At 67.3% G+C, this 23,760-nt stretch carries 19 protein-coding genes; 10 read left to right on the top strand and 9 right to left on the bottom strand.

The genetic code is table 11. The features are described from left to right. The 5 genes from GONAM_RS16710 to GONAM_RS16690 all read left to right on the top strand — a co-directional run bounded on the left by GONAM_RS16710 (position 1) and on the right by GONAM_RS16690 (position 8,408). Positions 1-3,066, top strand: coding sequence for an FAD-binding and (Fe-S)-binding domain-containing protein (locus tag GONAM_RS16710; RefSeq protein ID WP_006867935.1), 3,066 nt, complete (start codon positions 1-3; stop codon positions 3,064-3,066). Beyond that, a complete protein-coding gene (locus GONAM_RS16705) occupies positions 3,063-4,568 on the top strand; it encodes an NAD-dependent succinate-semialdehyde dehydrogenase (RefSeq protein WP_006867934.1) in 1,506 nt (501 codons plus the stop codon). Before GONAM_RS16710 ends, GONAM_RS16705 begins: the two co-directional genes overlap by 4 nt. A gap of 77 nt (positions 4,569-4,645) precedes the next feature. Further along, on the top strand, positions 4,646-5,839 hold the full coding sequence (locus GONAM_RS16700) for a M24 family metallopeptidase (RefSeq protein ID WP_006867933.1): 1,194 nt from the start codon (positions 4,646-4,648) through the stop codon (positions 5,837-5,839). 119 nt (positions 5,840-5,958) lie between these two features. Further along, positions 5,959-7,200 (top strand): aminotransferase-like domain-containing protein, encoded by a 1,242-nt coding sequence (locus GONAM_RS16695; RefSeq protein WP_040536776.1) that lies wholly within the window; start codon positions 5,959-5,961, stop codon positions 7,198-7,200. Beyond that, on the top strand, positions 7,197-8,408 hold the full coding sequence (locus tag GONAM_RS16690; protein ID WP_006867931.1) for a M20 family metallopeptidase: 1,212 nt from the start codon (positions 7,197-7,199) through the stop codon (positions 8,406-8,408). Before GONAM_RS16695 ends, GONAM_RS16690 begins: the two co-directional genes overlap by 4 nt. On the opposite strand, the gene GONAM_RS16685 is transcribed toward GONAM_RS16690, so the two are convergent. The 4 genes from GONAM_RS16685 to GONAM_RS16670 all read right to left on the bottom strand — a co-directional run bounded on the left by GONAM_RS16685 (position 8,405) and on the right by GONAM_RS16670 (position 12,638). Continuing rightward, a complete protein-coding gene (locus GONAM_RS16685) occupies positions 8,405-9,799 on the bottom strand; it encodes an MFS transporter (protein WP_006867930.1) in 1,395 nt (464 codons plus the stop codon). The two genes, GONAM_RS16690 and GONAM_RS16685, sit on opposite strands and share 4 nt — an antisense overlap. Positions 9,800-9,923: 124 nt before the next feature. Continuing rightward, positions 9,924-10,712 (bottom strand): GntR family transcriptional regulator, encoded by a 789-nt coding sequence (locus GONAM_RS16680; protein ID WP_006867929.1) that lies wholly within the window; start codon positions 10,710-10,712, stop codon positions 9,924-9,926. A 10-nt stretch (positions 10,713-10,722) separates the two neighbouring features. Further along, complete coding sequence (locus GONAM_RS16675) at positions 10,723-11,235, bottom strand: DUF3830 family protein (protein WP_006867928.1); 513 nt, start codon at positions 11,233-11,235, stop codon at positions 10,723-10,725. Beyond that, complete coding sequence (locus GONAM_RS16670) at positions 11,232-12,638, bottom strand: amidase (RefSeq protein WP_006867927.1); 1,407 nt, start codon at positions 12,636-12,638, stop codon at positions 11,232-11,234. The genes GONAM_RS16675 and GONAM_RS16670 overlap by 4 nt, the downstream gene beginning before the upstream one ends. A 59-nt stretch (positions 12,639-12,697) precedes the next feature. Between GONAM_RS16670 and GONAM_RS16665 the strand changes: the two genes are divergently transcribed. Then, positions 12,698-13,423 (top strand): maleate cis-trans isomerase family protein, encoded by a 726-nt coding sequence (locus GONAM_RS16665; protein ID WP_006867926.1) that lies wholly within the window; start codon positions 12,698-12,700, stop codon positions 13,421-13,423. Positions 13,424-13,426: 3 nt separating this feature from the next. On the opposite strand, the gene GONAM_RS16660 is transcribed toward GONAM_RS16665, so the two are convergent. The 4 genes from GONAM_RS16660 to GONAM_RS16645 are packed head-to-tail and all read right to left on the bottom strand — an operon-like array spanning position 13,427 to position 16,124. Beyond that, positions 13,427-14,299 (bottom strand): aminoglycoside phosphotransferase family protein, encoded by an 873-nt coding sequence (locus GONAM_RS16660; RefSeq protein WP_006867925.1) that lies wholly within the window; start codon positions 14,297-14,299, stop codon positions 13,427-13,429. A gap of 53 nt (positions 14,300-14,352) precedes the next feature. Next, on the bottom strand, positions 14,353-14,757 hold the full coding sequence (locus GONAM_RS16655) for a PPOX class F420-dependent oxidoreductase (protein ID WP_006867924.1): 405 nt from the start codon (positions 14,755-14,757) through the stop codon (positions 14,353-14,355). Next, positions 14,754-15,500, bottom strand: coding sequence for a maleate cis-trans isomerase family protein (locus GONAM_RS16650; protein ID WP_006867923.1), 747 nt, complete (start codon positions 15,498-15,500; stop codon positions 14,754-14,756). The genes GONAM_RS16655 and GONAM_RS16650 overlap by 4 nt, the downstream gene beginning before the upstream one ends. Before the next feature lie 30 nt (positions 15,501-15,530). Next, positions 15,531-16,124, bottom strand: coding sequence for a DNA-3-methyladenine glycosylase I (locus GONAM_RS16645; RefSeq protein WP_006867922.1), 594 nt, complete (start codon positions 16,122-16,124; stop codon positions 15,531-15,533). Positions 16,125-16,347: 223 nt separating this feature from the next. Between GONAM_RS16645 and sigK the strand changes: the two genes are divergently transcribed. Beyond that, entirely contained in the window at positions 16,348-16,908 is a 561-nt protein-coding gene (gene sigK, locus GONAM_RS16640) for an ECF RNA polymerase sigma factor SigK (RefSeq protein WP_006867921.1), read from the top strand. A gap of 145 nt (positions 16,909-17,053) precedes the next feature. Here sigK and GONAM_RS16635 read toward each other — a convergent pair whose 3' ends face one another. Next, a complete protein-coding gene (locus GONAM_RS16635; RefSeq protein WP_006867920.1) occupies positions 17,054-18,145 on the bottom strand; it encodes a GIY-YIG nuclease family protein in 1,092 nt (363 codons plus the stop codon). Between the two features lie 104 nt (positions 18,146-18,249). On the opposite strand from GONAM_RS16635, the gene fdh reads away from it, so the two are divergent. From fdh to nrfD, 3 genes are read left to right on the top strand one after another with little or no spacing between them, the layout of a single operon-like run. Then, positions 18,250-21,543 carry a formate dehydrogenase gene (fdh, locus tag GONAM_RS16625; RefSeq protein WP_174310947.1) on the top strand — a complete coding sequence of 1,098 codons (3,294 nt, stop codon included), beginning with the start codon at positions 18,250-18,252 and terminating at the stop codon, positions 21,541-21,543. Next, entirely contained in the window at positions 21,544-22,572 is a 1,029-nt protein-coding gene (locus GONAM_RS16620; RefSeq protein WP_006867918.1) for a 4Fe-4S dicluster domain-containing protein, read from the top strand. Beyond that, the gene (gene nrfD, locus GONAM_RS16615; protein WP_006867917.1) at positions 22,569-23,684 is read left to right on the top strand and encodes an NrfD/PsrC family molybdoenzyme membrane anchor subunit; all 1,116 of its coding nucleotides are present in this window, start codon (positions 22,569-22,571) and stop codon (positions 23,682-23,684) included. Before GONAM_RS16620 ends, nrfD begins: the two co-directional genes overlap by 4 nt. Positions 23,685-23,760 lie beyond the last annotated feature (76 nt).

The following is a 23,760-nucleotide window of genomic DNA, read 5'->3' as shown; positions in this document are numbered from 1 at the left end:
GTGGACATCGCAGACGAACTCGCCGATCTCGGCATCGACGCCGACGCCTCACCCCGACGTCTGGCTGAATACTCCTACGACGCCTCGAATTACCGCATCCCGCCCCGGGCCGTGACCTTTCCGCGGTCCGGGCGCGAGGTCGCCACGATCGTCGCGCGATGCCACGACCGAGGCGTCCCGGTGATCGTGCGCGGCGGCGGTACCTCGATGGCGGGTAACGCCATCGGCGACGGCGTGGTCATCGACCTGTCCCGTCACCTGGATCAGGTGGTGTCGGTCGATGCCGAGACCTCCACCGCCGTCGCCGGTTCGGGCATCGTGCTCACCACTCTCGCCGCACAGGCGCGGACGGCGACGGACGGCCGACTGACCTTCGCCCCCGACCCGTCGTCGGCGTCCCGGGCGACCCTGGGCGGGGCGATCGGCAACGACGCCTGCGGAAACCACTCCGTCCGATACGGACGCACCAGCGATCACGTGATCGAACTCCAGCTCGTCACCGCCGACGGGATGCTGCTGACCGCGACACGCGACGGGTTGTACGCCACCGATCCCCACGACCGCGAGGCTGTGGCGCGGGCCGCCGAGATCACCGCCGCGCTACGAGAACTCGCGTCGGACAACATGGCGATCCTGCGCACCGAACTGGAGACCATCCCCCGCCAGGTTTCGGGCTATCACCTCGCACGACTGCTACCGGAGAACGGATTCGACGTCGCCCGCGCGCTCGTCGGGAGCGAAGGAACCTGCGCGATCGTGGTGTCTGCAAAGGTGCACCTCGTCCCGGTCGCCACCTCCCAGCTCCTGCTCTGCGTCGGCTATCACTCCCCCGCCGACGCCGCGCGCGATGTCCCGGCGATTCTCCCGTTCGCGCCGTCGGCCATCGAGGGCATCGATCGCAAGATCGTCGCGACGATGGCAGCCCGCCGCGGCCGGGACACGGTCGCGGGCCTTCCCGAGGGTTCGGCCTGGCTGTTCATCGACGTCGACTCCGAGAGTGCCCAGGCACAGGGCGAATCCGATGTCCCGGCAACCGCCAAACGGCTCCTCGACCACTTGCGCGGCCAGGGTCGGATGATCGACGCCACCGTCGTCGACGACCCGGCTCGTCGTAAGGCACTGTGGCGCGTCCGCGAGGACGGCGCCGGGTTGTCCTCACGTCTGGCCGACCCCGACGACGAAAGCGTCGGCGGCAACTACGAATCCTGGCCCGGCTGGGAGGATGCGGCGGTCGCCCCCGAGCGTCTGGCCGATTACCTCGACGACTTCGCCGAACTCCTCGACCGGCACAGTCTCACCGGTGTGATGTACGGCCACTTCGGTGCCGGCTGCATGCATGTCCGCATCACGTTCGACCTGCGCACCCCCGAGGGACGCACCGTGATGGACAACTTCTGCACCGACGCCGCGAGACTGGTTGTGCGGCACGGCGGTTCGTTGTCAGGTGAACACGGCGACGGCCGGGCCCGCTCGGCCCTGCTGCCGGTCATGTACTCGCCGGCGATGATGGCCGCCTTCGCCCGCTTCAAGTCGATCTGGGACCCGACGGGGAACCTCAACCCGGGCAGCATCATCGACCCGCCGTCCATCACCGCCGACCTCGCTCTCGCCGACGTCCCCCGGCGGACCTGGCCGACCACTTTCGACCTCGGCCACGGTTCCCGAAATGCGCCCCTGGAATCCGCCCTCAGCAGCGACGCTGCTGACGATACGTCGGCGGCGGCCCCCTCGGGGGCGGATGTCAGGGGCGGTTTCGAGGCCACGCCCGAACTCCCGCTCCTCGATCCCTTCGTCCACGCCGTCCAGGGCTGCATCGGTGTCGGCCGGTGCCGCGCCGACACCGGCGGCGTCATGTGCCCGAGCTACCGGGCGACCCGCGACGAGAAGGATTCGACGCGAGGGCGTGCCCGCGTCCTCCAGGACATGGTGCGCACGGCCCCATCGGTCGACGAGGGCTGGCGCTCACCCGAGGTCGCCGACGCCCTCGAATTGTGCCTGTCCTGCAAGGCATGTTCGACGGATTGCCCGACCGGCGTCGACATGGCCACCTACAAGTCGGAGTTCCTCGACCACCACTACCGCCGCCGTCTGCGCCCGCTGTCGCACTACTCCCTGGGTTGGATGCCGGCCTGGATGTCGGTGGCCGGCACGGCTGCGCCACTGATCAATCGCGCACTGTCGTCGAAGATCAGCGGTCTGGCCGCACGCGCCGGTGGCCTCGACCCTCGCCGGACGATGCCGGCCTTCGCGACCCGGCGCGCCCGCAAGGCGCATCTCGACGACCTCGCCCCGGTGACCCCGACCTCGCAGATCATCCTGTTCGTCGACTCCTTCACCCGCGCCTTCCGGCCGCAGGTGGCCGCCGCCGCCGCGGAGGTCCTGGGCGCGACGGGCGAACAGGTCGGCTGTTCCGCGGAGAACTGCTGCGCCCTCACCTGGATCTCCACCGGGCAGTTGGGCAAGGCGCGCAAGACTCTTCGACGCACCGCCGCGAGTCTCGACGACGGCACCGACCGACCCGTCGTGGTGCCCGAGCCGAGTTGTGCTGCCGCACTGGCCAAGGACCTGCCCGAACTCGTCCCCACCGACAGCGCACGTCGTGTGGCCGCCCGGGTACGCAGCTTCGCCGCCCACCTCCCGACCCTGCTCGACGCGGGATGGCAACCGCCGTCCCTGCCGGACGAGGTGACCCTCCAGACCCACTGCCACGAGTACGCGGTCTTCGGCGCACGAACCGGCACCGCCGCTCTCGAAGCACTCGGCGTCAGCGTGCACTCCGCCGACGGATGCTGCGGCGTGGCGGGTAACTTCGGCTTCGAGAAGGGCCACTACGAGGTCAGCATGGCCGTCGCGGAGAACGGACTCGCACCCGCGCTGCGCGACGACCCGAGTCGTCCCGTCGTCACCGACGGGTTCAGTTGCGCGATGGCGGTAGAACACCTCGCCACGGTCGACGACGGACTGGCCGATGCACGCGAGATACGCGGCGTCCACCTCGCCGAACTTCTCACCTCCACGACCCGACCCCCGACAACGCCCGACGAACCGAGGAGAGCCCGATCATGACGGCCATCGCCACCACCCAGGTCCCCGACGCCATCTCGTCCATCCACACCGATCTGTTCATCGACGGTGAATGGGTGCCGCCCGCCGCCGGCGACCGGTTCGACGTGCTCAATCCCGCGACCGGCGAGGTGCTCGCACAGGTGGCCGACGCCGACGCGGCCGACGCCCGCCGCGCACTCGAGACCGCGGCCGCGCATCAGGCGGAGTGGGCGGCCACCTCGCCGCGCAGCCGCAGCGAGATCCTCTACCGCGCATACGAGCTCATCATGAGCCGGGTCGACGAGATCGCCTCGGTGATGACGGCCGAGATGGGCAAGCCGCTCGCCGAGGCGAAGGGTGAGGTCGCCTACGGCGCCGAGTTCTTCCGGTGGTTCGCCGAGGAGGCCGTGCGTATCGGCGGCGACCACACCACCACCGGAGATGGCGGGACCCGCATCGTGGTGAGCAAGCAGCCCGTCGGCCCCTGCATCCTGATCACGCCGTGGAACTTCCCGCTGGCCATGGGAACCCGCAAGATCGGGCCGGCCGTCGCGGCCGGCTGCACGATGGTTCTCAAGCCCGCCGAACTCACCCCGCTGACAACGCTTCTCCTCGCCGACATCCTCGTCGAGGCGGGTCTACCTGCCGGCGTGCTGAATGTCGTCACCACCACCGATCCGTCGACGGTGGTCACCGAGTGGATGGAGAGCGGACTGGCCCGCAAGGTTAGCTTCACCGGCTCGACCGAGGTCGGCAAGACGCTGCTGCGGCAGGCCGCGGGAACGGTCATGCGCACCTCCATGGAGCTCGGCGGCAACGCCCCGTTCATCGTGTGCGCCGACGCCGACATCTCCTGCGCGGTGGACGGACTCATGCTGGCCAAGATGCGCAACACCGGCCAGGCGTGCACCGCGGCTAATCGGATCTTCGTGCACCGCAGCGTGATCGGCGAGTTCACCGAGCAGTTCACGGCGAAGATGGCCGCACTGAAGGTCGGCGACGGCGCCGCCGACGGAACGCAGGTCGGGCCGCTCGTCGAGCCCAAGGCCGTCGCGAAGGTTGCCTCACTCGTCGACGACGCGGTGTCCAAGGGCGCCTCCGTGGCCTGCGGCGGAGAAGCGCCCGAGGGCCCCGGCTTCTTTTACCCGCCGACCGTGCTGACCGGCGTAGGGCTCGACGCCGACCTGGTGCGCAACGAGATCTTCGGTCCGGTCGCGGCGATCATCCCGTTCGGCGACGCCGACAATCCTCTCGACCCGGCTGCCGACGACGAGGTGATCTCCCTCGCCAACGACACCGCATGGGGTCTCGTCGCCTACTTCTTCAGCCAGGACGTCGACCGTTGCGCTCGCCTGTCGGCAGCGTTGGAAGCCGGTATGGTCGGGGTCAACACGGGCATCGTGTCGAATCCGGCCGCACCGTTCGGCGGTGTCAAGGAGTCCGGTCTCGGCCGTGAGGGTGGCCGCGTGGGCATCGAGGAGTTCCTCGACATGAAGTACACGGCGACGCCGATCCGCCGCTGAAGACGTTCGCTGACAAGTCAATCGCCGAATGGATCGGCCCTCGAACCACCGACGTGTGAGCAAGGAGTAGCAAGCCCATGTACCTCGGTGCTCAGCTGTTCACCGACAGCGAGTACGAACAGCGCCTGACGAAGGTCCGTGAACTCATGGACCGTCAGGGGTTGTCGGCGATCATCGTCACCGACCCGGCCAACATCTTCTATCTGATCGGGTACAACGCGTGGTCGTTCTACACCCCGCAGATGCTGTTCGTCCCGATCGAGGGTGAGATGGTCTTCTACGCCCGGGAGATGGATGCCCGTGGCGCGCACCGCACGACGTGGTTGCCCGACGACCAGATCGTCGGCTACCCGGAGAGCTATGTGCACCGACCCCACGTGCATCCCTTCGACTGGGTCGCGTGGTCACTTCGTCAGCGACACGCGATCGCGCCGGCCTCACGCGGCGGCTCGGTCGGCCTGGAGATGGACTCGCACTTCTTCTCCCCCAAGGCCTATCGCGCACTCCACAACGCGATCCCCGAGTGGAAGCTGGTCGACAACTTCGAGCTCGTGAACTGGGTGCGGTCGGTGAAGTCCGAGGCCGAGGTCCAGCTGATGCGTCAGGCCGGGATGGTGTGTTCGGAGGCGATGCGTGCAGCGATCGACACGATCGACGTCGGTGTGCGGCAATGCGATGCGGCGGCGGCGATCTCGCAGGCACAGATCACCGGGACCCCGGATTACGGCGGCGACTACCCGGCGATCGTGCCGATGATGCCCACCGGCGCGGCGGCCGACACCCCCCACCTCACCTGGCATCAGGGAACTTTCGTCGAGGACGAGGCGGTGGTCATCGAGCTGACCGGCGCCCACAACCGGTACCACTGTCCGCTCGCACGGACGGTGTCGTTGGGTACTCCGCACAAGGAGCTCGACTATGTCGCGAAGGCGACCGCCGAGGGCCTGAACAACGTTCTCGAGGCGATCAAACCGGGGGTGGCGACGCGCGAACTCGCCTCCACCTGGAACTGGACCCTGGCCAAGTACGGCCTCGAAAAACCCTCGCGCCTGGGGTATTCGATCGGTATCGGGTACCCGCCGGACTGGGGCGAGCGCACCATAAGCATCCGCTCCGAGGACGAGTCCATCCTCGAGACCAACATGACCTTCCACATCGTCTGCGGAATGTGGATGGAGAACTACGGTTTCGAGCTCTCCGAATCGGTGCGGGTGAGCCCGACCGGCGTCGAGTGCTTCACGTCGTTCCCGCGCGAACTGATCCAGAAATGACCATCGACAACCCAACTGCTGCCTGAGGTGCGAAAAGCGCACGACAACCCGACTGCTGCCTGAGGTGCGAGGAGCGCAAGCGACGAGCCACGAAGGCCTGGAGAGACGAGGTGCACGACATGACCACAACGACCGAGACTGTGAACGACGTACGGCATTCCGGCCCCACGCTGCCTCTGGCCGGCCGGTCGAAGGACCTGGTCGGATCGATGATCGACTCGTCGACGTCCCTGCTGGCCGCCCAGTCTCATGACATCGTGCGCTTCGCGATGGGTTCACCGGCCGACGAGGCCGTTCCCGCCGACGAGTTCCGTCAGATCGCCGGCGAGATCCTCGACCACACGTCGTTCACCTACGGCGCCACCGAAGGCGAACCGCGGCTGCTGCAACTGCTCGTCGACTACCTCGCCACCACACCCGACCCGTCGACCCACGACCGTCTGGTGATCACCACCGGCGGCATGCAGGGCCTCGACCTCGCCTGCAAGCTGTTCGTCGACCCCGGCGACCTGGTCATAGTCGAGTCCCCGACGTACACCAACGGGAGCGCGACCGCGCTGTCCTACGGCGCACAATTGCTCGAGGTGCCCGTCGACGACGACGGTATGCAGGTCGACCAACTCGCCGATCTGGTGGCGCACACCCACAAGACCCCGAAGGCGATCTACACAATCCCCACGTTCCAGAACCCGTCCGGCGTCACGATGTCGGAGGAACGCCGCCGCGAGCTGTTGCGTCTGGCCCACACCTGGGGTTCGGTCATCATCGACGACGATCCGTACGGACTGCTCCGCTTCGCGGGCACCGACATCCCGACCTTCCAGACGCTGAGCCCCGGTGATCCGCTGATCTTCTCGGTACGGACCTTCTCCAAGATCCTGGCTCCCGGCTGGCGCGTCGGCTGGGTCGACGCCGATCCGTCGTTGCGGCAGCTGCTCATCAACGGTAAGCAGGCCATGGACACCTGCACCAACGTGCCCAACCAGCACATCGTGGCCGAGTACATCGCGCGCGGTGGCCTCGAGGACCACCTCGCCGGCATCCGGTCGCTGTACCGCGAACGCAAGGACGCCATGCTCGCCTCCATCGCCCGTCATCTCGGCGACCGCGTCGTCACCACCAACCCGGAGGGCGGCTTCTTCCTGTGGGTGACGCTGCGGGAGGAGTTCGCCGAGATCGACACCCGGGAGCTGTTCGAGATCGCCCTGGCCGACGGCGTCGCCTTCATCCCGGGCCCGGCACTGTCGCCGGGTGGCCGGTTCCGCAACTCGATGCGTCTGTGCTTCGCATCGAGCACGCCGGACCGGATCGACGAAGGTATTCGACGCCTCACGTCCAGTCTTGAGAAGATGGCACGGTGAGCGGTGAACACAATCCTGAGCTGAGTCCGACCGAGCGGTCGATTGTCGATCTGATCGACGAGGCCGCGATCACCGCGCTCACGACGGCGCTGGTGGAGGCCCCGAGCGAGAATCCCGGTGGTACCGAGGGCGCCGCCGTCGAGGTCTTGGAGAAGGCGTGCCGCGCGCTCGGGTTCGACGTCGACACCCACGAGGTGGCCGCCGGGCGGCCGAACCTGATCGCCACCCTCCCCGGCGGCGACGGCCCTGGCCTGATGTTCCTGGGCCACTCCGACGTGGTCCCCGCGGGCCCGAACTGGACCGCCGACCCGTACATCGTGCGGAACCGCGACGGCCGGCTCTACGGGCGCGGTACCACCGACATGAAGGGCGGGATCGCGTCCGTCGTGGCGGCCATGAGCGTGTTGTCGCGCGCACGCGACCACGGGGTCGAACTCTCCGGCCCGGTGCGCCTGGTGTGCACGGTCGACGAGGAGGAGCACGGCATCGGCGTGCGCGACTTCGTCGGCCGTCCCGCCGATCACGACTTCCTCGGCTGCATCGTCGCCGAACCCACCGACATGCAGATCGTCCGCGGCTGCCGGGGTGCGTCGTACATCGAGATCGACGTGACCGGTCGCGCCGCACATTCCGGCCGTCCCGCCGACGGACGCAGTGCCATCAATGCCGCCGCGGCGATCGTCGAGATCATCCGCGCCGACCACGAACACCTTCACGAGACGCTCGACGACCTGCTCGGCTGCGGCACCTGGAACGTCGGCACCATTCAGGGCGGACAGGGCATCTCGGTTGTCGCACCGACCTGCTCGCTCGGCATCGACCGTCGCCTGATGCCCTTCGAGGACCCGCATGCCATCGCCGAGGATCTTCGGAAAGCCATTCGCGACAAGAAGATCGACAGCGACGGTATCTCTGTCGACGTCCGCGTCACCATGGAGATGCCCGGTTTCGCGACCGCGGCGGATCACCCGCTCGTCACCGCTGCGGTCGGCTCGGTCACCGACGCCGGCACCGCGACCTCGGTGGGCGGATGGAGCGCTGCGTGCGACGGCGGTTTCGTCAGCCGCGATCTCGGTATCCCGTCGATCGTCCTGGGCCCCGGCAACATCAACACCGACGCACATCAGCCCGACGAGTCGGTCGCCGTCGCAGATCTCGTCACTGCGGCAAAGGCGTACACGCTCGCCGGGCTGAGGTTGCTCGGCTAGGCCTCCGACTCGGCCAGCTTCTTCTGCAGCTCCCGGAAGTCGTTCTCCTTGCTGGGGATCTCGGTGCCGCGGATCGAGCAGCCCGCGGTCTCCTTCAGGAACAACAGCGCGACCATGCCGATGGCGCAGGCGCCCATCATGTACACGGCCGGGAAGAGGTTCCAATCGGTGCTCTCCACGACGGCATCGTTGACCAATGGCGCCGTACCACCGAAGGCAGCGGTCGCGACGTTGTAGGAGATCGCGAAGCCCGCGTACCGAACCTGGGTCGGGAACATGGCCGGGAAGGTCGCCGAGATGGTGGCGAGCTGCGGAATGTAGAGCGCGCCGAGGATCACGAAAGCCACGATCGCCCAGACGAATCCCTGGCCCATCAGCCAGTACAGCGGTAGCGCAAGGACGAACAGGCCGACCAGCGATCCCCACCACATCGGTTTACGCCCAGTCGAATCCGACCACCACCCGAAGAACGGGATGAGCAACATCATCACGAGCTGCCCGATCAGGTTGACGACACTCGCCGACGTCTCGGTCAGGTTGATGGTGTTCTGCAGGTAGGTCGGCTGGTATGCCAACAGTGTGTAGTTGGCGACGTTGAGCGCGATGACCATGCCGAACATCGTGATGATCGGTCGCCGGTAGTTGACGAGCAGATCCTTGAACCGGGTCCATGCCGAACCCTTGATCTCGTCTTCCTGCTCGAGCTCCTGGAAGACCGGGGTGTCGTCCATCTGCGAGCGCAGATACAGACCGATCAGGCCCATCGGCAGCGCGAACAGGAACGGGATGCGCCATCCCCACTGGTCCATCTGCGAATCGGAAAGCCCAAGCTGCAGGAGCAGGACGAATGCCGTACCGCTGCAGAAACCGGCGAGGGTGCCGAACTCGAGGAAGGAACCGTACTTGCCGCGCTTGTTGTCCGGCGCATACTCGGCCATGAACGTTGCCGCACCGCCGTATTCGCCACCGGTCGAGAAACCCTGGATGACGCGGAGGAGGATCAGCAGGATGGGCGCCCATACACCGATCGACGCGTGGGTGGGCAACATGCCGATGAGCGCGGTGGCACCCGAGATCAACAGAATCGTCATGGCGAGAACCGATTTGCGACCGATGCGGTCGCCGATGGGTCCCCAGATCATCCCGCCGAGCGGACGGAGCACGAAGGAGATCGCGAAACCCAGCATGGTGCCGATGGTTCCGAAATCACCGGGGAAGAAAGCCTGGGTCAGGTAGACCGAGGCGGCGGCGTAGACGCCGTAGTCGTACCACTCGGTGGCGTTTCCGATGGCCGAGGCACCGATGGCCTTGTGGAGTAGTTTCCGTCCCTCGGGTGACTCCGGGTCCGGGGCGAGCTGCTCATAAGTGTCCGCTGGTGTCGTGTCGCTCATCTACGCTTCCTGAATGTCATCGGGGGCCGTAACCCGCCCCGCGCTAGGTCATTCCCCGTTGGTGGACCCCTGTGCACGGACGGCAGGCTGCTCGACCATCCATGGACATCCGGATCGCAAGCGATCAGCTTCCGGACGCGGTGAGATCGCCGGCGTCGTCGCCGTCACCGATCAATCGACGCAGCCCGTCGGCCATGTGCTCGATCATCAGCGCATCTGCCTTGGCAGAATCCCCCGCAGCTATGGCGTCCACCAACGCCTGGTGTTCGTCGATTCGTTCCTTTCCCGATGAATATGTTCCTCGCATGGCTCGCAAGCACATTCGTGTCTCCACGAGGATCGTCTCGTGCAGACGCGAAAGGCGCTGGCTTTCCGCGAGTTCCACCAGCGTCTGGTGGAATCCCATGTCCGCCTCGGCCATCCCGGCCCCGTTCGGCTCGTCGACGAACGCGCGCATTGCGTCCACGGCCTCGTCCAGCGCGGCCACCGCCTCTGGCTCGCGGTGCGCGATGACCTGTTGTACGGCAGCGCGTTCCACCGCCGTGCGCGCGACGTACATGTCGCGGATGTCGTCTCTCTCCATCGAGACGACGAACAGGCCCCGGTTGCGATGACTGACGAGCAGCCCCTCCGCGGTGAGACGTTGCATCGCCTCACGTAACGGACCGCGGCTGACGCCCAGGTCTGCAGCGAGACCTGACTCCGTCAGCTGCGACCCGGGTGGGAAGTCTCCGTTCGCAATGGCATTGTGCAACTTACGCGCGATGATCGCCGGTGTCGACTCCTGCACCAGTGGCGTAAGCACGCGGCGGCGCGTCGAACCTCCACGTTTCCCCTGGTGAGAAGTGGTACGTCGACCTCCCGGGCCGTCCACGCCCGGGTCGTCCCCATCCACTGTGATCGCCACCGTCATTCCTTCTTTCTTACCGCTCCAAGCGCGCATAGGTGAGCGTTTCACCCCGCGCGCCGCCCATCCAGACGTCGTTGCAAGCCGCCGCAAAGTCTTCCAGGCCCTCCGTGATGGTGGCGAACACGTTCCCCGGTACCCAGCCGACATCGCCGTTGACCAGCAGGTTGTTTCTTCCGTAGAAGACTGCGAGGTCGATCAGCAGCCGATGTTCGGCCGGCGCGGATGTGGGATCGTACCCATATGCGGGGTTGTCCAAAACACCGTCGAAGGTGAAGTAACACAAATCGCCCGGGATCGGGGTGATGGTAGTGTTCTCGGCACCTGGTTCCATCGGCGCGAATGCCGGTAGCAGCGTGTAGATCTCGTTGCGCGCGAACTTGCCGTGGAACACCTGGCCGCCGAGTGGCAGCGCGTCCCAGACCGCCGCGGCCGTCCGCGGCGCCTCGGCGTCGAGCATCCTCGCCACCGCCGTCACGCCTCGTTTCTCGAGTGTCACGGTGATGAATCGTTCAGCTGGCTCGGTCACGGACGATCTCCCAACATCGTGAAGCCGGCGGCCGCCTCGTAGGCCGCCGCGACCCGTAGCACGGTCGTATCCTGGTGTCGCGCAGCGACGAACTGCGCACCGGTCGGCAAACCGTCGACGAATCCACTGGGTACCGTGATCGCCGGTTGCCCCGTGAGATTGAACGGATAGCTGTAGGGCGTCCATGACGTCCAGTCCGGTGACGCCGACTCTTCCGGAACGGTGCGTCCGGCCTCGAAGGCAACCGTGGGCATCGAGGGTGTGACGAGCAGGTCGAACTCCTCGTGGAAGAGACCCATCGTGGTGCCCATCTCCATACGCAGCGCATTCGCGCTCACGAAATCGCCTGCGGTGAAGTCCCGGTGGCGTTCTAGCGCCTGGAGAAGCAGCGGATCGACCTTCTCCTCTACGCCCGGTCCGAGCCCTCGCACCACCACGTCGGCCCCGGCGAACCAGATGGTGTGGTACGCCCACGCCGGGTCGTCCCAGCCGAGGTCCACCTTCTCCACCGTGGCTCCGAGCTGTTCGAGCACCGACACGACGCGATCCGTATTGGCCTGCACTCCAGGATCGTTCGAGCCGAAGCCGAGATCGGAGCTGTACCCGATCCGCAGATCGGAGAGGTCCCGGACATCGGCGATGGCGGCCGCTGTGCTCTCGGTCGGGGTCGGCAGCGCGGACCAGTCCCGCGGATCGTGCCCACTGAGGACGTCGAGCAGCAGCGCGCAGTCGCCGACGGTCCTGGTCATCGGCCCGACGTGCGCGACCGGGGCAAACGGACTCGGCGGGTACATCGGAACCCGGCCCAGCGTGGCCTTGAATCCGACCACGCCGCAGTACGCGGCCGGTATGCGTATCGATCCGCCTCCGTCGGTTCCCACCGACAGCGGGCCGAGTCCGGCCGCCAGGGCCGCGGCAGAACCGCCGCTCGATCCGCCGGATGTCCGCAGCGTGTTCCAGGGGTTCCGGGTGATTCCGGTGCGCGGACTGTCGGTGACACCTTTCCATCCGAACTCCGGCGTGGTGACCTTGCCCAGCATGACCGCGCCGGCCTCGCGGAGTCGCGCGACCGCGGGGGCGTCGGTGTCCCAGACCATCTGATCCGGCTCGATCATCAGCGAGCCGCGCAGCGTCGGCCAGCCACGGGTGAGCAGCAGGTCCTTGATACTGACCGGCACCCCGTCGAGCGGGCCCAGTGGCGTGCCGGCCCGGAAACGCTCGGTGGAGTCCCGCGCGGCGGCGAGTGTCGAGTCCCGGTCGACGAGGCAGAATGCGTTGACGGACGGGTCGACCTGGTCGACGGCGTCGAGCAATTCGAGGGCCACCGCCTCCGGCGTCAGCTCGCCGGTCCGGTAACCGTCGGCCAGTTCGATCGCGCTGAGCCAGCGTGCCGTTCCCGACATACGCCCCCTCGTCTGTCGAAGTTGGTAGATTGTTGACAATCTACCTTGGAGGTGTGCGAGTGACAACCACCGTCGCGATGCTCTATCCCGGTCATGCTGCCGAAGACGACTACACACTCATCGAGTCCGCACTTGTGGCCTCCGGCGCAGCGGTCCGACTGCCGGTGACCATCACCGAGATCGAGTCCGACGACCACACCGTCGATGCCATGGCCGCGGTCGGCGAGCAGGAGCGTCTCGCCGAGGGCCTCCGACGCGCTCAGGTCGACGAGCCGGCGTCGGTGATGTGGGCCTGTACCTCAGGGAGTTTCGTCTACGGCCTCGACGGCGCCCGCCGCCAGGTCGCCGATATCGCCGTGCTCGCCGACCGTCCCGCGTCGTCGACCTCACTGGCCTTCGTCGAGGCATGTCACCATCTCGGCCTGTCCCGGGTCGCGATCGCCGCGACCTACCCCGCTCCCCTGGCCTCACGGTTCATCGGATTCCTCGACGACGGCGGCATCGAGGCGGTCTCGCTACGTGCCAACGACATCGAAACCGCTTCCGAGGCCGGAATCCTCGACGGCGACAGCCTTTTCGACATGATCGCGGCCGCCGACCATCCCGACGCAGAGGCGATCCTGATCCCCGACACCGCCCTGCACACCGCGATGTGGATCACCGGACTCGAAGAAAAGTTCGCCAAGCCCGTGCTGACCGCCAATCAGGTCACCGCGTGGCAGGGCCTGCGTCTCGCCGGGATCTCCGCGGTCATACCGGAATTGGGGACTCTGTTCGCCCGTTGACGGTCAGTCGATGACCGCCTTGGCCACCGTTATGCAGGTGGTGATCCACTCGCGATCGTCGGCGGTGAGATTCCGCGACGCCTTCTCCGCATCGTCGATCGCCCAGTGCGCGTTGAGGATCATGCGGACGGTGACCCAGTCGCGCGCACGGTCCGGGTCGAGGCCTGCGGCGTCGACGATCGTGTAGAAGCGCGATCGGATCACCCACCGCGGGTCCCCGCGTCGGCGATCGAGCAGCTTCCACAGCATCGGCGCGGGTTCGTAGTGTGGGTCCCCCGACATCGGTTTCGGATCGATCGCCAGCCACCGCTGCCCGCCGGACGGCGCCGCCAGCACGTTCTCGTGGTGGAGGTCGCCGTGGACGACGACGCCGACCGTCGCCGCGTCGGACAGGAAGTCCCGACCGAGCGAGAGAGCCTGTTCCACAAACCTTCTCGGGACCGGTGCATCCCGGGGCATGGTCTCGAGCCCCTCGAGCCACCGCTCGAGGTGTCGGGTGAGGGGCGTCATCCGTCCGGGAGCAGGTATGTGCAGGATGCCGTACAGGCCGGCGACGACCCGACACGCCTCGTCGTCGTCGACAGAGGTGAGGTCGGTCCGGTCCAGCCGCTCCAGGAGCAGGGCGCGTCGCCGTGGGTCGGCGCGCAGCATCCGCACCGCACCACGACCGGCCCAGTGCTGCAGGCCGAGTGCTTCCTGGGCGCCCTCGTCGTCGCCGTCGAAGGCGACCTTCAGGACCGCATGCCGGCCGTCACGACCGATCACCGGGATCACCAGTGACTCGAACCCGTGCCACAGTTCTTCCCCGTCGCGGCGGAGTTCCCAGTCGGCGAGAAGGGCTTCCGCAACGGCGGGCAACCGGCGGAGCCAGTCCACCCAGGCCGGCCCCAGCTCCGACTGGCGCGCCAGGCCCGGCGGGATCCGAAGGACTACTGGTCCCCCGCGGTGATCGCGAGACCGATGGTTCCGCCTGCACCCCGCCGCAACTTGCTGCTGAAGATCAGGACCCTGGCCAGGAGACCGTACTTCTCGATGAGCTTCTTGCGAACGTGCGCGGTGCCCTCGGCGTCGAGCACCACCCCGGTGCCGGACACCGGTTCACCGGAGAGTTTGCTACCGCGCGCATCGGTGGCCTGGACCACCACCTTCGGATTCCGCTTGAGGCGCTTCACTTTCCACGACTCGCTCTCGGTCCACACGAGTAGTCGGTCGCCGTCGAGCACCGCCCACACCGGCGAGGACACCGGGGTGCCGTCCTTGCGGTAAGTGGTGAGCTGCACGTACTTCGCAGATCCTGCCTCGCCGAATGTGTTCGTCGAATCCTGTGAGGTCATGCCGCAATGCTACGGGCGAACAATGACTGAGCGTGAGCTGTCGACCAGTCCGCGGGTGTGATCTCCCCGCCGAGCACACCGGCATCGCAGAGCGTCGCCCACGCGGTCACCTGGTTGGCGGAGAGGACCGGTTTGCCGAGCTCGGCCTCGAGGTCGGCGAGGATGTCGTAGGTCCACAGATTGGTGCAGGAGACGAAGACCGCATCGGCGTCGGGATGGTTCGCGGCACGGATGAGGTCTGCCGTCACGTGGTACGGGATCTTCCAGATCTCGTGATCACGGCCGAGGCCGGCCTGGGCCACGACGCTCCGGCCGGATTCGGCGAGGAAGTCGCAGAGCAATCCGGTGAGCGCCGCGGTGTACGGCGTTGCGACGGCGAGGGTGCCGATGTTCATCGTGTCGAGCGCCCGGATCAGCGCCTCCGATGTCGTGACAGCCCGCTCCGCGCCGGCGGCGAGCATGCAGTTGGAGATCTCGATCGCGCCCGCCATCCCGTAGACGAAACTGCCCGACGCACATGCGTAACCGAACGTCCGTGGCCCGACCGACGAGACAGCCCTGACGGCCGCCGCGATCTCGGCGTGGTTGTTGAGATCCCGGCACAGTTCGACGTCGACGGGCGCGTCGATGTAGCCGGTCCGCGTGAAATACAACGAGACCGAGTCCGGCATCCAACGCCACAACTCCCGGTCGAGAGCCATGTCGAACGGGCACACCATACCGATGCCGATTTGGGCGTTCATGCTCCGGATGATGGCACATTGTTTGATTGTCTACAATCGCTGCCGGAGTGCGACACTCACCTCGTCCCGAATGACGCATTCATAGGCGTGATCGTTGACGATCCCAGTCGCCTGCATCAGTGCGAACATCGTGGTCGGCCCCACGAAACGCCAACCACGCTTCTTGAGGTCCTTCGACATCGCGATCGACTCCGGCGAAATTGTCATCGAGTTCGGTACGTGATCACCGGCGGGGGCATATCCCCAGAAGTACGACTCGAGCGAACCGTATTCGTCGATGAGGTCGATGGCCCGCTGTGCGTTGTTGATCGCCGCCTCGATCTTGCCGCGGTGCCGGATGATGCCCGCGTCGCCCAACAGACGCATGACATCGGCGTCGGTGAACCGCGCGACCTTCTCCACGTCGAAGCCGGCGAAGGCGGCCCGGAAGTTCTCCCGTTTGAGCAGGATCGTGCGCCAACTGAGGCCCGACTGGAAGCCTTCGAGGCACACGCGCTCGAACAACGACGTATCGTCGGTGGTCGGGAATCCCCATTCGGTGTCGTGGTAGGTGGTCTCCGGCTCGCGGCCCGCCCAGAAGCAACGCAGCCGACCGTCCGGCCCCGCTATCGTGTCCTCGGACATACGTCTCCTCTCGTGGCGAGGAGGCTACGGCACGGTCACGACAGATGGCCGCCGTTATCGTTCCGTTACCAAGGATTTCGAAAGCATCCCGTTGTGTCTCTCGATGGTCACTTTCTGCCGGCGCCCGCATAGCGTTGAACTCATCGCACCGAGAGCACTCCGGCACCGACGCCCAACCCCGCTCCGGAAGCGTGACAACCCCACTGCGCCAAGGAGTTTCGTGATGCATGAATCCGACCTGAACAACCTCCTTGCCCGCGTGGCGACCGGAGACATGGACGCCTTCGCCCAGTTCTACGACGCCACCTGTGACCGGGTGTACGGCATGACACTGCGAGTGTTGCGCGACCCCGGCTACAGCGAGGAAGCCACACAGGAGACCTTCCTGGCCGTCTGGCGCAACGCCGAGACCTACGACCCCCGCTCCGGTTCGGCACTGTCCTGGATTCTGACCCTGGCTCACCGTCGGGCCGTCGACCGCGTCCGGTCGGAGTCCGCCGCGACCCGACGCACCGTCGCCTACGGCATCGCCGACACCGCCCGCGAGGTCGACGACGTCAGCGAGTCGGTCGAACGTCGCGAGATCGCCCGCCTGATCCACACCGGGCTCGAGAGCCTCACCCCCATCCAGCGGCAGGCCATCGAGCTGGCCTACTTCCACGGCCTCACCTACCGCGAGGTCGCCGAGCACCTCGACGTCGCGCTCCCCACGGTCAAGTCACGCATCCGCGACGGCCTCATCCGGCTGCGTCAGACCGTGCCGGGCCTGGCCGCGACCGGCTAGTCCCGCTCCCGCGCTGAAAAGCACCCCTGAGAAACGCCCCTGAAGAACGCCCTCCACGGGACCGCCGTCGACATGGTGTCGACGCCGCCTCTCTGGAGGGTTTCTTTCAGGGGCGTTTTTCGTCGGGCGGCCGAGTACGCGGCGGTCACACCTGCCCGTACGGATGCCATCCGTTGTGGTTCCACTTCCCACCGCGGCGTTCGCGGACCTCGCGCAGACTCGTGCCGACGTACCGCTGCTCCAGTTCGGCATCCGGCGCGCCGGTGTAGACCCACCGTTTCGGGTCGAGGTTTCCGTCGGCGTCCTGGTACGCCTCCCAGTAGTCGACGCGGTGCACCGCGCGCACGATGTCCTCGGCGAAAACCAGGACCGGGAGGTCGGGCACAGTGCGATGGGGTCCGGCCCGCCAGCCGCTGCGCGCCCACTCGTAGATCTGTTCGGCGCCGGCGTCGGGTCGCGCGGAGTCGTCGACCTTCACCAACACGCACGGCTCGGGCAGCGGAGGTGCGAGCGGCGCCGCGTACTGCAGCACCATCTCGTCGAGCTGGATCGCGCCACTGTGCACGCTGTTCGTCAGCGGGAGTCGTGCCAGATCAGCGAACTCGACCGTGAACTTCTGCACATACGATGCCAACGCCTCGGCAGAGTCGACGACGTCGTCGCCGTGGCGGAGAATCCAGTGCTCCACACCGAAACCATCGGCGTCGATGTCTCGGATGCGGTCCTCGGTCGAGGTCCAGATCGCCGACGAGTCGGCCTCCCCCACCGCTTCCGCGGCATCGGGCGTGACGCCGGCCAGCGCCGCGCGGGCGTGGTGGTGGACGCGGTTGCCGCGTCCCGCGCCCACGTAGAACACGGACGCATCACGCGGATCGACCAGTGCGTAGATGTAGACGCCGAGCACCGACTGGACCTCGAGGGGAACGGGTTTGGGGACGCCCGGCGCCGCGACCCCGACCGGCCGCAAGAGGTTGAGAACCGCATCGACCACCGTGGGACGCACACCGAGTCCGCCTCCGCGCAGACCGCCGATGATGACCTCGCCGGCGCGCTCACGGTCGACGAACCGTCGACCTGCGTGGGCGTCGATCGCGCGCACGACGTCGACGACCTCGGCCTTCCGCGCTCGCGCGTCCCGGGAGGCGGATCGCTCGTCCTCCGGGTCGAGCATCTCCGCGAAGGCCGTCGACTCGAGGAATTCGCCGAGCGCGGTGACCGGCAGCTCGACGGCATCCATCCTGCTCATCGCACGCCCCCGACGACGCGGAGAGGAGGTGGCGTTCGGTTCATGGTGGCGATGATGCCAGCACGCAGCTCGCGAGAGTGATTAGACTCGAACTCGTGCCAGCCTTCAGCCCCCTCGAATGGCCGGTGTTCCGCCAGCTCCGGTCGGGCGACGTCTTCGGACGCGGACCGGCCGTCACGTCGGCGAGGACACGGGCCATCGAGCCGCGGACGGCCACCGCCGACCGGGTGGTGCAGAGCGTGTGCCCGTTCTGCGCGGTCGGATGCGGGCAGAAGGTGTACGTGAAGGACGAGCGTGTCGTCCAGATCGAAGGCGATCCCGACTCCCCGATCTCCCGCGGCCGGTTGTGCCCCAAGGGGGCGTCGAGCGAACAGCTCGTCAACAACCCGCTACGCCAGACCACGATCCGCTATCGGGCGCCGTACGCGACCGAGTGGCAGGACCTCGACCGCGACACCGCGATCGACATGATCGCCGACCGTTTCCTCGAGGCGCGGCGCCGGGGATGGCAGGACCGCGACGACGCGGGCCGTCCACTGCGTCGGACGATGGGCATCGCGTCGCTGGGCGGCGCCACCCTCGACAACGAAGAGAACTATCTGATCAAGAAGCTCTTCACCGCGGCGGGCGCGATCCAGATCGAGAACCAAGCCCGCATATGACACTCCGCCACGGTTCCCGGTCTGGGGGCCTCGTTCGGACGCGGCGGCGCAACGCAATCACTGCAGGACATGGCCAACGCCGATTGCATCATCCTCATGGGTGGAAACATGGCCGAGGCACACCCGGTGGGTTTCCAGTGGGTCGCTGAAGCAAAGTCCCGCGGTGCGCGCATCATCCATGTCGACCCGCGGTTCACGCGGACCTCGGCGGTGGCCGACAAGCACATCTCGATCCGTGCCGGCTCCGACGTCGTCCTGCTCGGCGCGCTGATCAACTACGCGATCAGCCACGAGAAGTACTTCCGCGAGTACGTGGTCGCCTACACCAATGCGGCGACGCTGGTGTCGGAGGACTTCCGCGACACCGAGGATCTCGACGGCCTCTTCTCCGGATTCGACGCGGAGACAGGCGAATACGACGCCAGCTCGTGGGCCTACGAAGAACCGGGACCGAAGTCCGCCGACGGAACGGTGGATTCGCCCGGCGGGCCGGACACGGGTGCGTCCGCCACGGACCGAGCGGTCGGCCACGAACACGGTTCCGGCGGACCGCCCCTCGAGCACGGCGCCACGTTGCGCGACGAGTCGCTGGAACACCCGCGGAGCGTCTTCCAGATCGTGCGGCGGCACTACTCGCGCTACACACCCGAGATGGTGCGCGACATGTGCGGCATCTCCGTGGAGGACTTCGAGTACCTCGCCCGGTCGGTCACCGACAACTCCGGACGTGATCGCACAACGTGCTTCGGCTACGCGACCGGTTGGACCCAGCACACCTTCGGATCGCAGTTCATCCGCGCCGCGTCGGTGTTGCAACTCCTCCTCGGCAATGTCGGACGTCCGGGTGGCGGCATCATGGCGCTGCGCGGCCACGCGAGCATCCAGGGTTCGACCGACATTCCCACGCTGTTCAATCTCCTGCCCGGCTATCTGCCGATGCCGTCTGCAGGTAAACACGACACCTTCGACGACTACATCGAGGCGATCACGTCGAAGAACGAGAAGGGCTACTGGGCCAACGCCGAGGACTACATGGTGAGCCTCCTCAAGGCCTGGTTCGGAGATGCCGCGACCGCCGAGAACGATTGGTGTTTCGACCATCTCCCACGCCTGACGGGTCCCGCCGGCACCTTCCAGACGACGGTGGACATGCTCGCCGACAAGGTCGACGGCTATTTCATCCTCGGGCAGAACCCCGCCGTCGGCTCGGCCAACGGGCGCCAGGCGCGGATGGCGATGTCTCACCTGAAATGGCTCGTGGTGCGCGATCTCAACATGATCGAGTCGGCGACGTGGTGGAAGGAAGGCCCGGAGATCGACTCGGGTGAGTTGCGCACCGAGGACATCGCGACCGAGGTCTTCTTTCTGCCCGCCGCCACCCATGTGGAGAAGGCCGGCTCGTTCACCCAGACCCAGCGGATGGTGCAGTGGCGCCATCAGGCTGTCCAACCGCCCGGCCAGTGCCAGAGCGAGATGGACTTCTTCTTCGAACTAGGGCGTCGCATCCGCGAGCGTCTCGCCGACTCGACCGACGAACGTGACCGGCCGCTGCTCGATCTCACCTGGGACTATCCCGTAGACGAACACGGGAACCCCGAACCCGAGGCCGTGCTGTCGGAGATCAACGGGTACCACGTCTCCGGACCCGATGCCGGCAAGAACCTGACGTCGTACACCGAGATGGAACGGGACGGCTCGACCGCCGGCGGTTGCTGGATCTACACCGGCGTCTATGCGGACGCCCACAACATGGCGGCTCGACGCACTCCCCAGGGTGGCGGCGGCGTCACGCAGCACGAGTGGGGCTGGGTGTGGCCGGCGGACCGTCGGATCCTCTACAACCGCGCCTCCGCCGATCCCGACGGCAGACCGTGGAGCGAGCGTAAGCGGTACCTGGAGTGGGACGCCGACGCCGGCCGCTGGGTGGGCCCCGACGTGCCGGACTTCCCGGTCGACCTCGCCCCCGACGCCCAACCGGATCCGTCGCTCGGCGGCGTCGCCGCGCTGTGCGGCGACGACCCGTTCATCATGCAGGCCGACGGCAAGGGTTGGCTTTTCGCGCCCCGCGGACTCGTCGACGGCCCGCTCCCGACCCATTACGAACCCCAGGAATCGCCGGTGGTCAACTCGCTGTATCCGCAACAGCAGTCGCCGGCGCGGGTGCTCTTCCCACGCGAGGACAACCTCGACGCCCCCAGCGGCGAGATGCCCGGCGCCGATGTGTACCCGTTCGTCTTCACCACCTACCGGCTCACCGAACACCACACCGCGGGCGGAATGAGCCGCTGGACGCCGTATCTGTCGGAACTCCAGCCCGAGATGTTCTGCGAGATCTCCCCGCAACTGGCCGCCGAGCGCGGACTGAGCAACGAGGGGTGGGCGACGATCATCTCGCCGCGCGGTGCCATCGAGGCGCGTGTCCTGGTGACCGACCGGATGACACCGTTGACCATCAACGGCCGTCAGGTGCACCAGGTGGGCCTTCCGTACCACTGGGGCGTCGGCTCCGACGCCGTGGTCAGCGGTGATGCCGCCAACGACCTGATCGGGGTCACACTGGATCCCAACGTGCAGATCCAGGAGTCGAAGGTCGGTTCGTGCGACGTGGTCGCCGGCCGTCGACCCCAGGGCGCAGCCCTGATCGAACTGGTACGTGCGTACCAGGAGCGTGCCGGAGTGACGACCGAGACCGACAACCAGCACATCACCGGAAAGGCGGAGGAGTAGATGGGGCAGCTGTCCGGACCGACCGATCCGACCTCCGACGTCGGATGGCACACGCACGAGAACCGGAGGGGATTCTTCACCGACACCTCGATCTGCATCGGCTGCAAGGCCTGTGAGGTCGCCTGCAAGGAATGGAATTCCAACCCTCGCGACGGCGACCTCGAACTGACCGGCATGTCGTATGACAACACCGTCGCGCTCGGTGCCAGCACATGGCGACACGTCGCTTTCATCGAACAGAGCGCCGACCGCATCGCCGAGGCCCGCGAGTCGGGCCGTGCACTGGTCGGACTGGGCATGCCGTCCATGCCCGGCGATGAGGGGTTCGGTGGTGCCGACCGGCGAGACCCGTCGGCCGGTACCACCGGAGACGGAAATCTCACGCCCCCGGACACCCCCGAGTTCCGCTGGCTCATGTCCTCCGACGTCTGTAAGCACTGCACGCACGCCGGGTGTCTCGACGTGTGCCCCACCGGAGCGCTGTTCCGCACCGAATTCGGGACCGTGGTCATCCAGGACGACGTCTGCAACGGGTGCGGAACATGCGTTGCCGGTTGCCCGTTCGGCGTCGTCGAACGCCGCGCCGACGGTACCGCCGCGCCGACGACCCGATCCGGGGAACGCAAGGGCGAACAACCCGAGGTGCCGAAACGCGGCGTCGCACAGAAGTGCACGCTCTGCTACGACCGACTCCTCGACGACGAGACGCCCGCGTGCGCGAAGACCTGTCCCACCACGTCGATCAAGTACGGCGACCACGACGACCTCGTCGCCGACGCCCAGACCCGCGTCGCGCAACTCCACGAGCAGGGTATGACCGAGGCGCGTCTCTACGGCGCCAATCCCAATGACGGTGTCGGCGGTACCGGTTCGGTGTTCCTGCTGCTCGACGAACCCGAGGTCTACGGTCTGCCACCGGATCCGCGCGTGTGCACCGCCGATCTGCCGTCGATGTACAAGCGGGCCGGTGTCGCGGCGGTGGGCATGCTGGCCGCGGCCGCCGTGTCGTTCCTGCGAGGTGGCCGGTGACGTCGTCGGAGTTCGACTCCTTCCGGCCCCCGGAGCCGCCACGGCGTCGCGGGCGCGGACTCGGCCGCGGCGGTAAGCGCAAGCAGCGCAGAGGCTTCGGTCAGGGCGAGGGCACCCGCGAGATGCCGATGGTGCCCGACGCCGATTTCACCTCGTACTACGGACATCCCGTCGTCAAGCCGCCGCCATGGGACGAGAAGGTCGCCGCTTATCTGTTTCTCGGCGGCGTCGCCGGAGGCTCGGGCGTGTTGGCGGCGGGCGCACAGCTCACCGGCCGGGACGAGTTGCGCCGTAACGCGCGGCTCGGCGGACTCGGCGCGGTGGGGCTCGGCGCGATCGCACTCGTCGCCGATCTCGGACGCCCCGACCGGTTCTACAACATGTTGCGCACGTTCAAGGTGACCTCGCCGATGAGCGTCGGTTCGTGGATCCTCTCGGCGTTCAGCGGTGCCCTCGGCGTGGCGGTGGTCGGCGAGATCGACCGGATGACCGGTTCCCGGTTGCCCCTCGGCGTGCTCCGCCCGGTGCTGCGTGCGGTCGAGGCGCCGGCCGGGCTGGCCGCCGCGGTCGCCGGTCCGCCGCTGGCCGTGTACACCGCGGTGCTGCTGTCGGACACCGCTGTTCCCACCTGGAACGCCATGCACCGCGACCTGCCGTTCGTCTTCGTGAGTTCCGCCAGCCTGGCGTCGAGCGGTCTGGCGCTGGTCGCCACCCGGACGTCACAGGCCGGACCCGCCCGGACCCTGGCCGCGCTCGGTGTCGTCGGCGACCTCACCGCGATGCGGGTCATGGAGAGCCGCATGGACCCGGTGACGGCCGAACCGTTGCACGACGGCAAGGCCGGAAAGCTCCTGCGGTGGAGCGAACGGCTCGCTGTCGCGGGCGGCGTCGGCGCCCTGGTCAGCGGACGCTCCCGGCCGGTGGCGGTCGCGTCGGGTGTCGCACTGCTCGCCGCGTCGGCCTGTACGCGCTTCGGCGTCTTCGACGCCGGGATCGAATCCGCGAAGAACCCGCGCTACACGATTGAGCCGCAGAAGCGACGCCTCGCCGCCCGACGCGCAGCCGGGATCACCGACGACTCGATCACAACCGGACCCGCTACCGAATCCTGAGCCCCGCCCCGCTGCTGCTCCCTGATCCGAAAGAACGCGTCGTACCCAGGTCCGAAAGAGCGCAACAACGCCACCC

This window comes from Gordonia namibiensis NBRC 108229, assembly GCF_000298235.1.
GTDB classification, from domain to species: Bacteria; Actinomycetota; Actinomycetes; order Mycobacteriales; family Mycobacteriaceae; genus Gordonia; species Gordonia namibiensis.
The sequence above is the reverse complement of the archived record's forward strand: the minus strand, read 5'-3'. Positions and strand labels throughout refer to the sequence as shown.

What these genes read in the sequence shown, in the direction of transcription:
- GONAM_RS16705 (WP_006867934.1), top strand. Translation starts at nt 3,063, where the DNA reads ATGACGGCCATCGCCACCACCCAGGTCCCCGACGCCATCTCGTCCATC.
- GONAM_RS16700 (WP_006867933.1), top strand. Translation starts at nt 4,646, where the DNA reads ATGTACCTCGGTGCTCAGCTGTTCACCGACAGCGAGTACGAACAGCGC.
- GONAM_RS16695 (WP_040536776.1), top strand. Translation starts at nt 5,959, where the DNA reads ATGACCACAACGACCGAGACTGTGAACGACGTACGGCATTCCGGCCCC.
- GONAM_RS16685 (WP_006867930.1), bottom strand. Translation starts at nt 9,799, where the DNA reads ATGAGCGACACGACACCAGCGGACACTTATGAGCAGCTCGCCCCGGAC.
- GONAM_RS16680 (WP_006867929.1), bottom strand. Translation starts at nt 10,712, where the DNA reads ATGACGGTGGCGATCACAGTGGATGGGGACGACCCGGGCGTGGACGGC.
- GONAM_RS16670 (WP_006867927.1), bottom strand. Translation starts at nt 12,638, where the DNA reads ATGTCGGGAACGGCACGCTGGCTCAGCGCGATCGAACTGGCCGACGGT.
- GONAM_RS16655 (WP_006867924.1), bottom strand. Translation starts at nt 14,757, where the DNA reads ATGACCTCACAGGATTCGACGAACACATTCGGCGAGGCAGGATCTGCG.
- GONAM_RS16650 (WP_006867923.1), bottom strand. Translation starts at nt 15,500, where the DNA reads ATGAACGCCCAAATCGGCATCGGTATGGTGTGCCCGTTCGACATGGCT.
- GONAM_RS16645 (WP_006867922.1), bottom strand. Translation starts at nt 16,124, where the DNA reads ATGTCCGAGGACACGATAGCGGGGCCGGACGGTCGGCTGCGTTGCTTC.
- sigK (WP_006867921.1), top strand. Translation starts at nt 16,348, where the DNA reads ATGCATGAATCCGACCTGAACAACCTCCTTGCCCGCGTGGCGACCGGA.
- GONAM_RS16635 (WP_006867920.1), bottom strand. Translation starts at nt 18,145, where the DNA reads ATGGATGCCGTCGAGCTGCCGGTCACCGCGCTCGGCGAATTCCTCGAG.
- GONAM_RS16620 (WP_006867918.1), top strand. Translation starts at nt 21,544, where the DNA reads ATGGGGCAGCTGTCCGGACCGACCGATCCGACCTCCGACGTCGGATGG.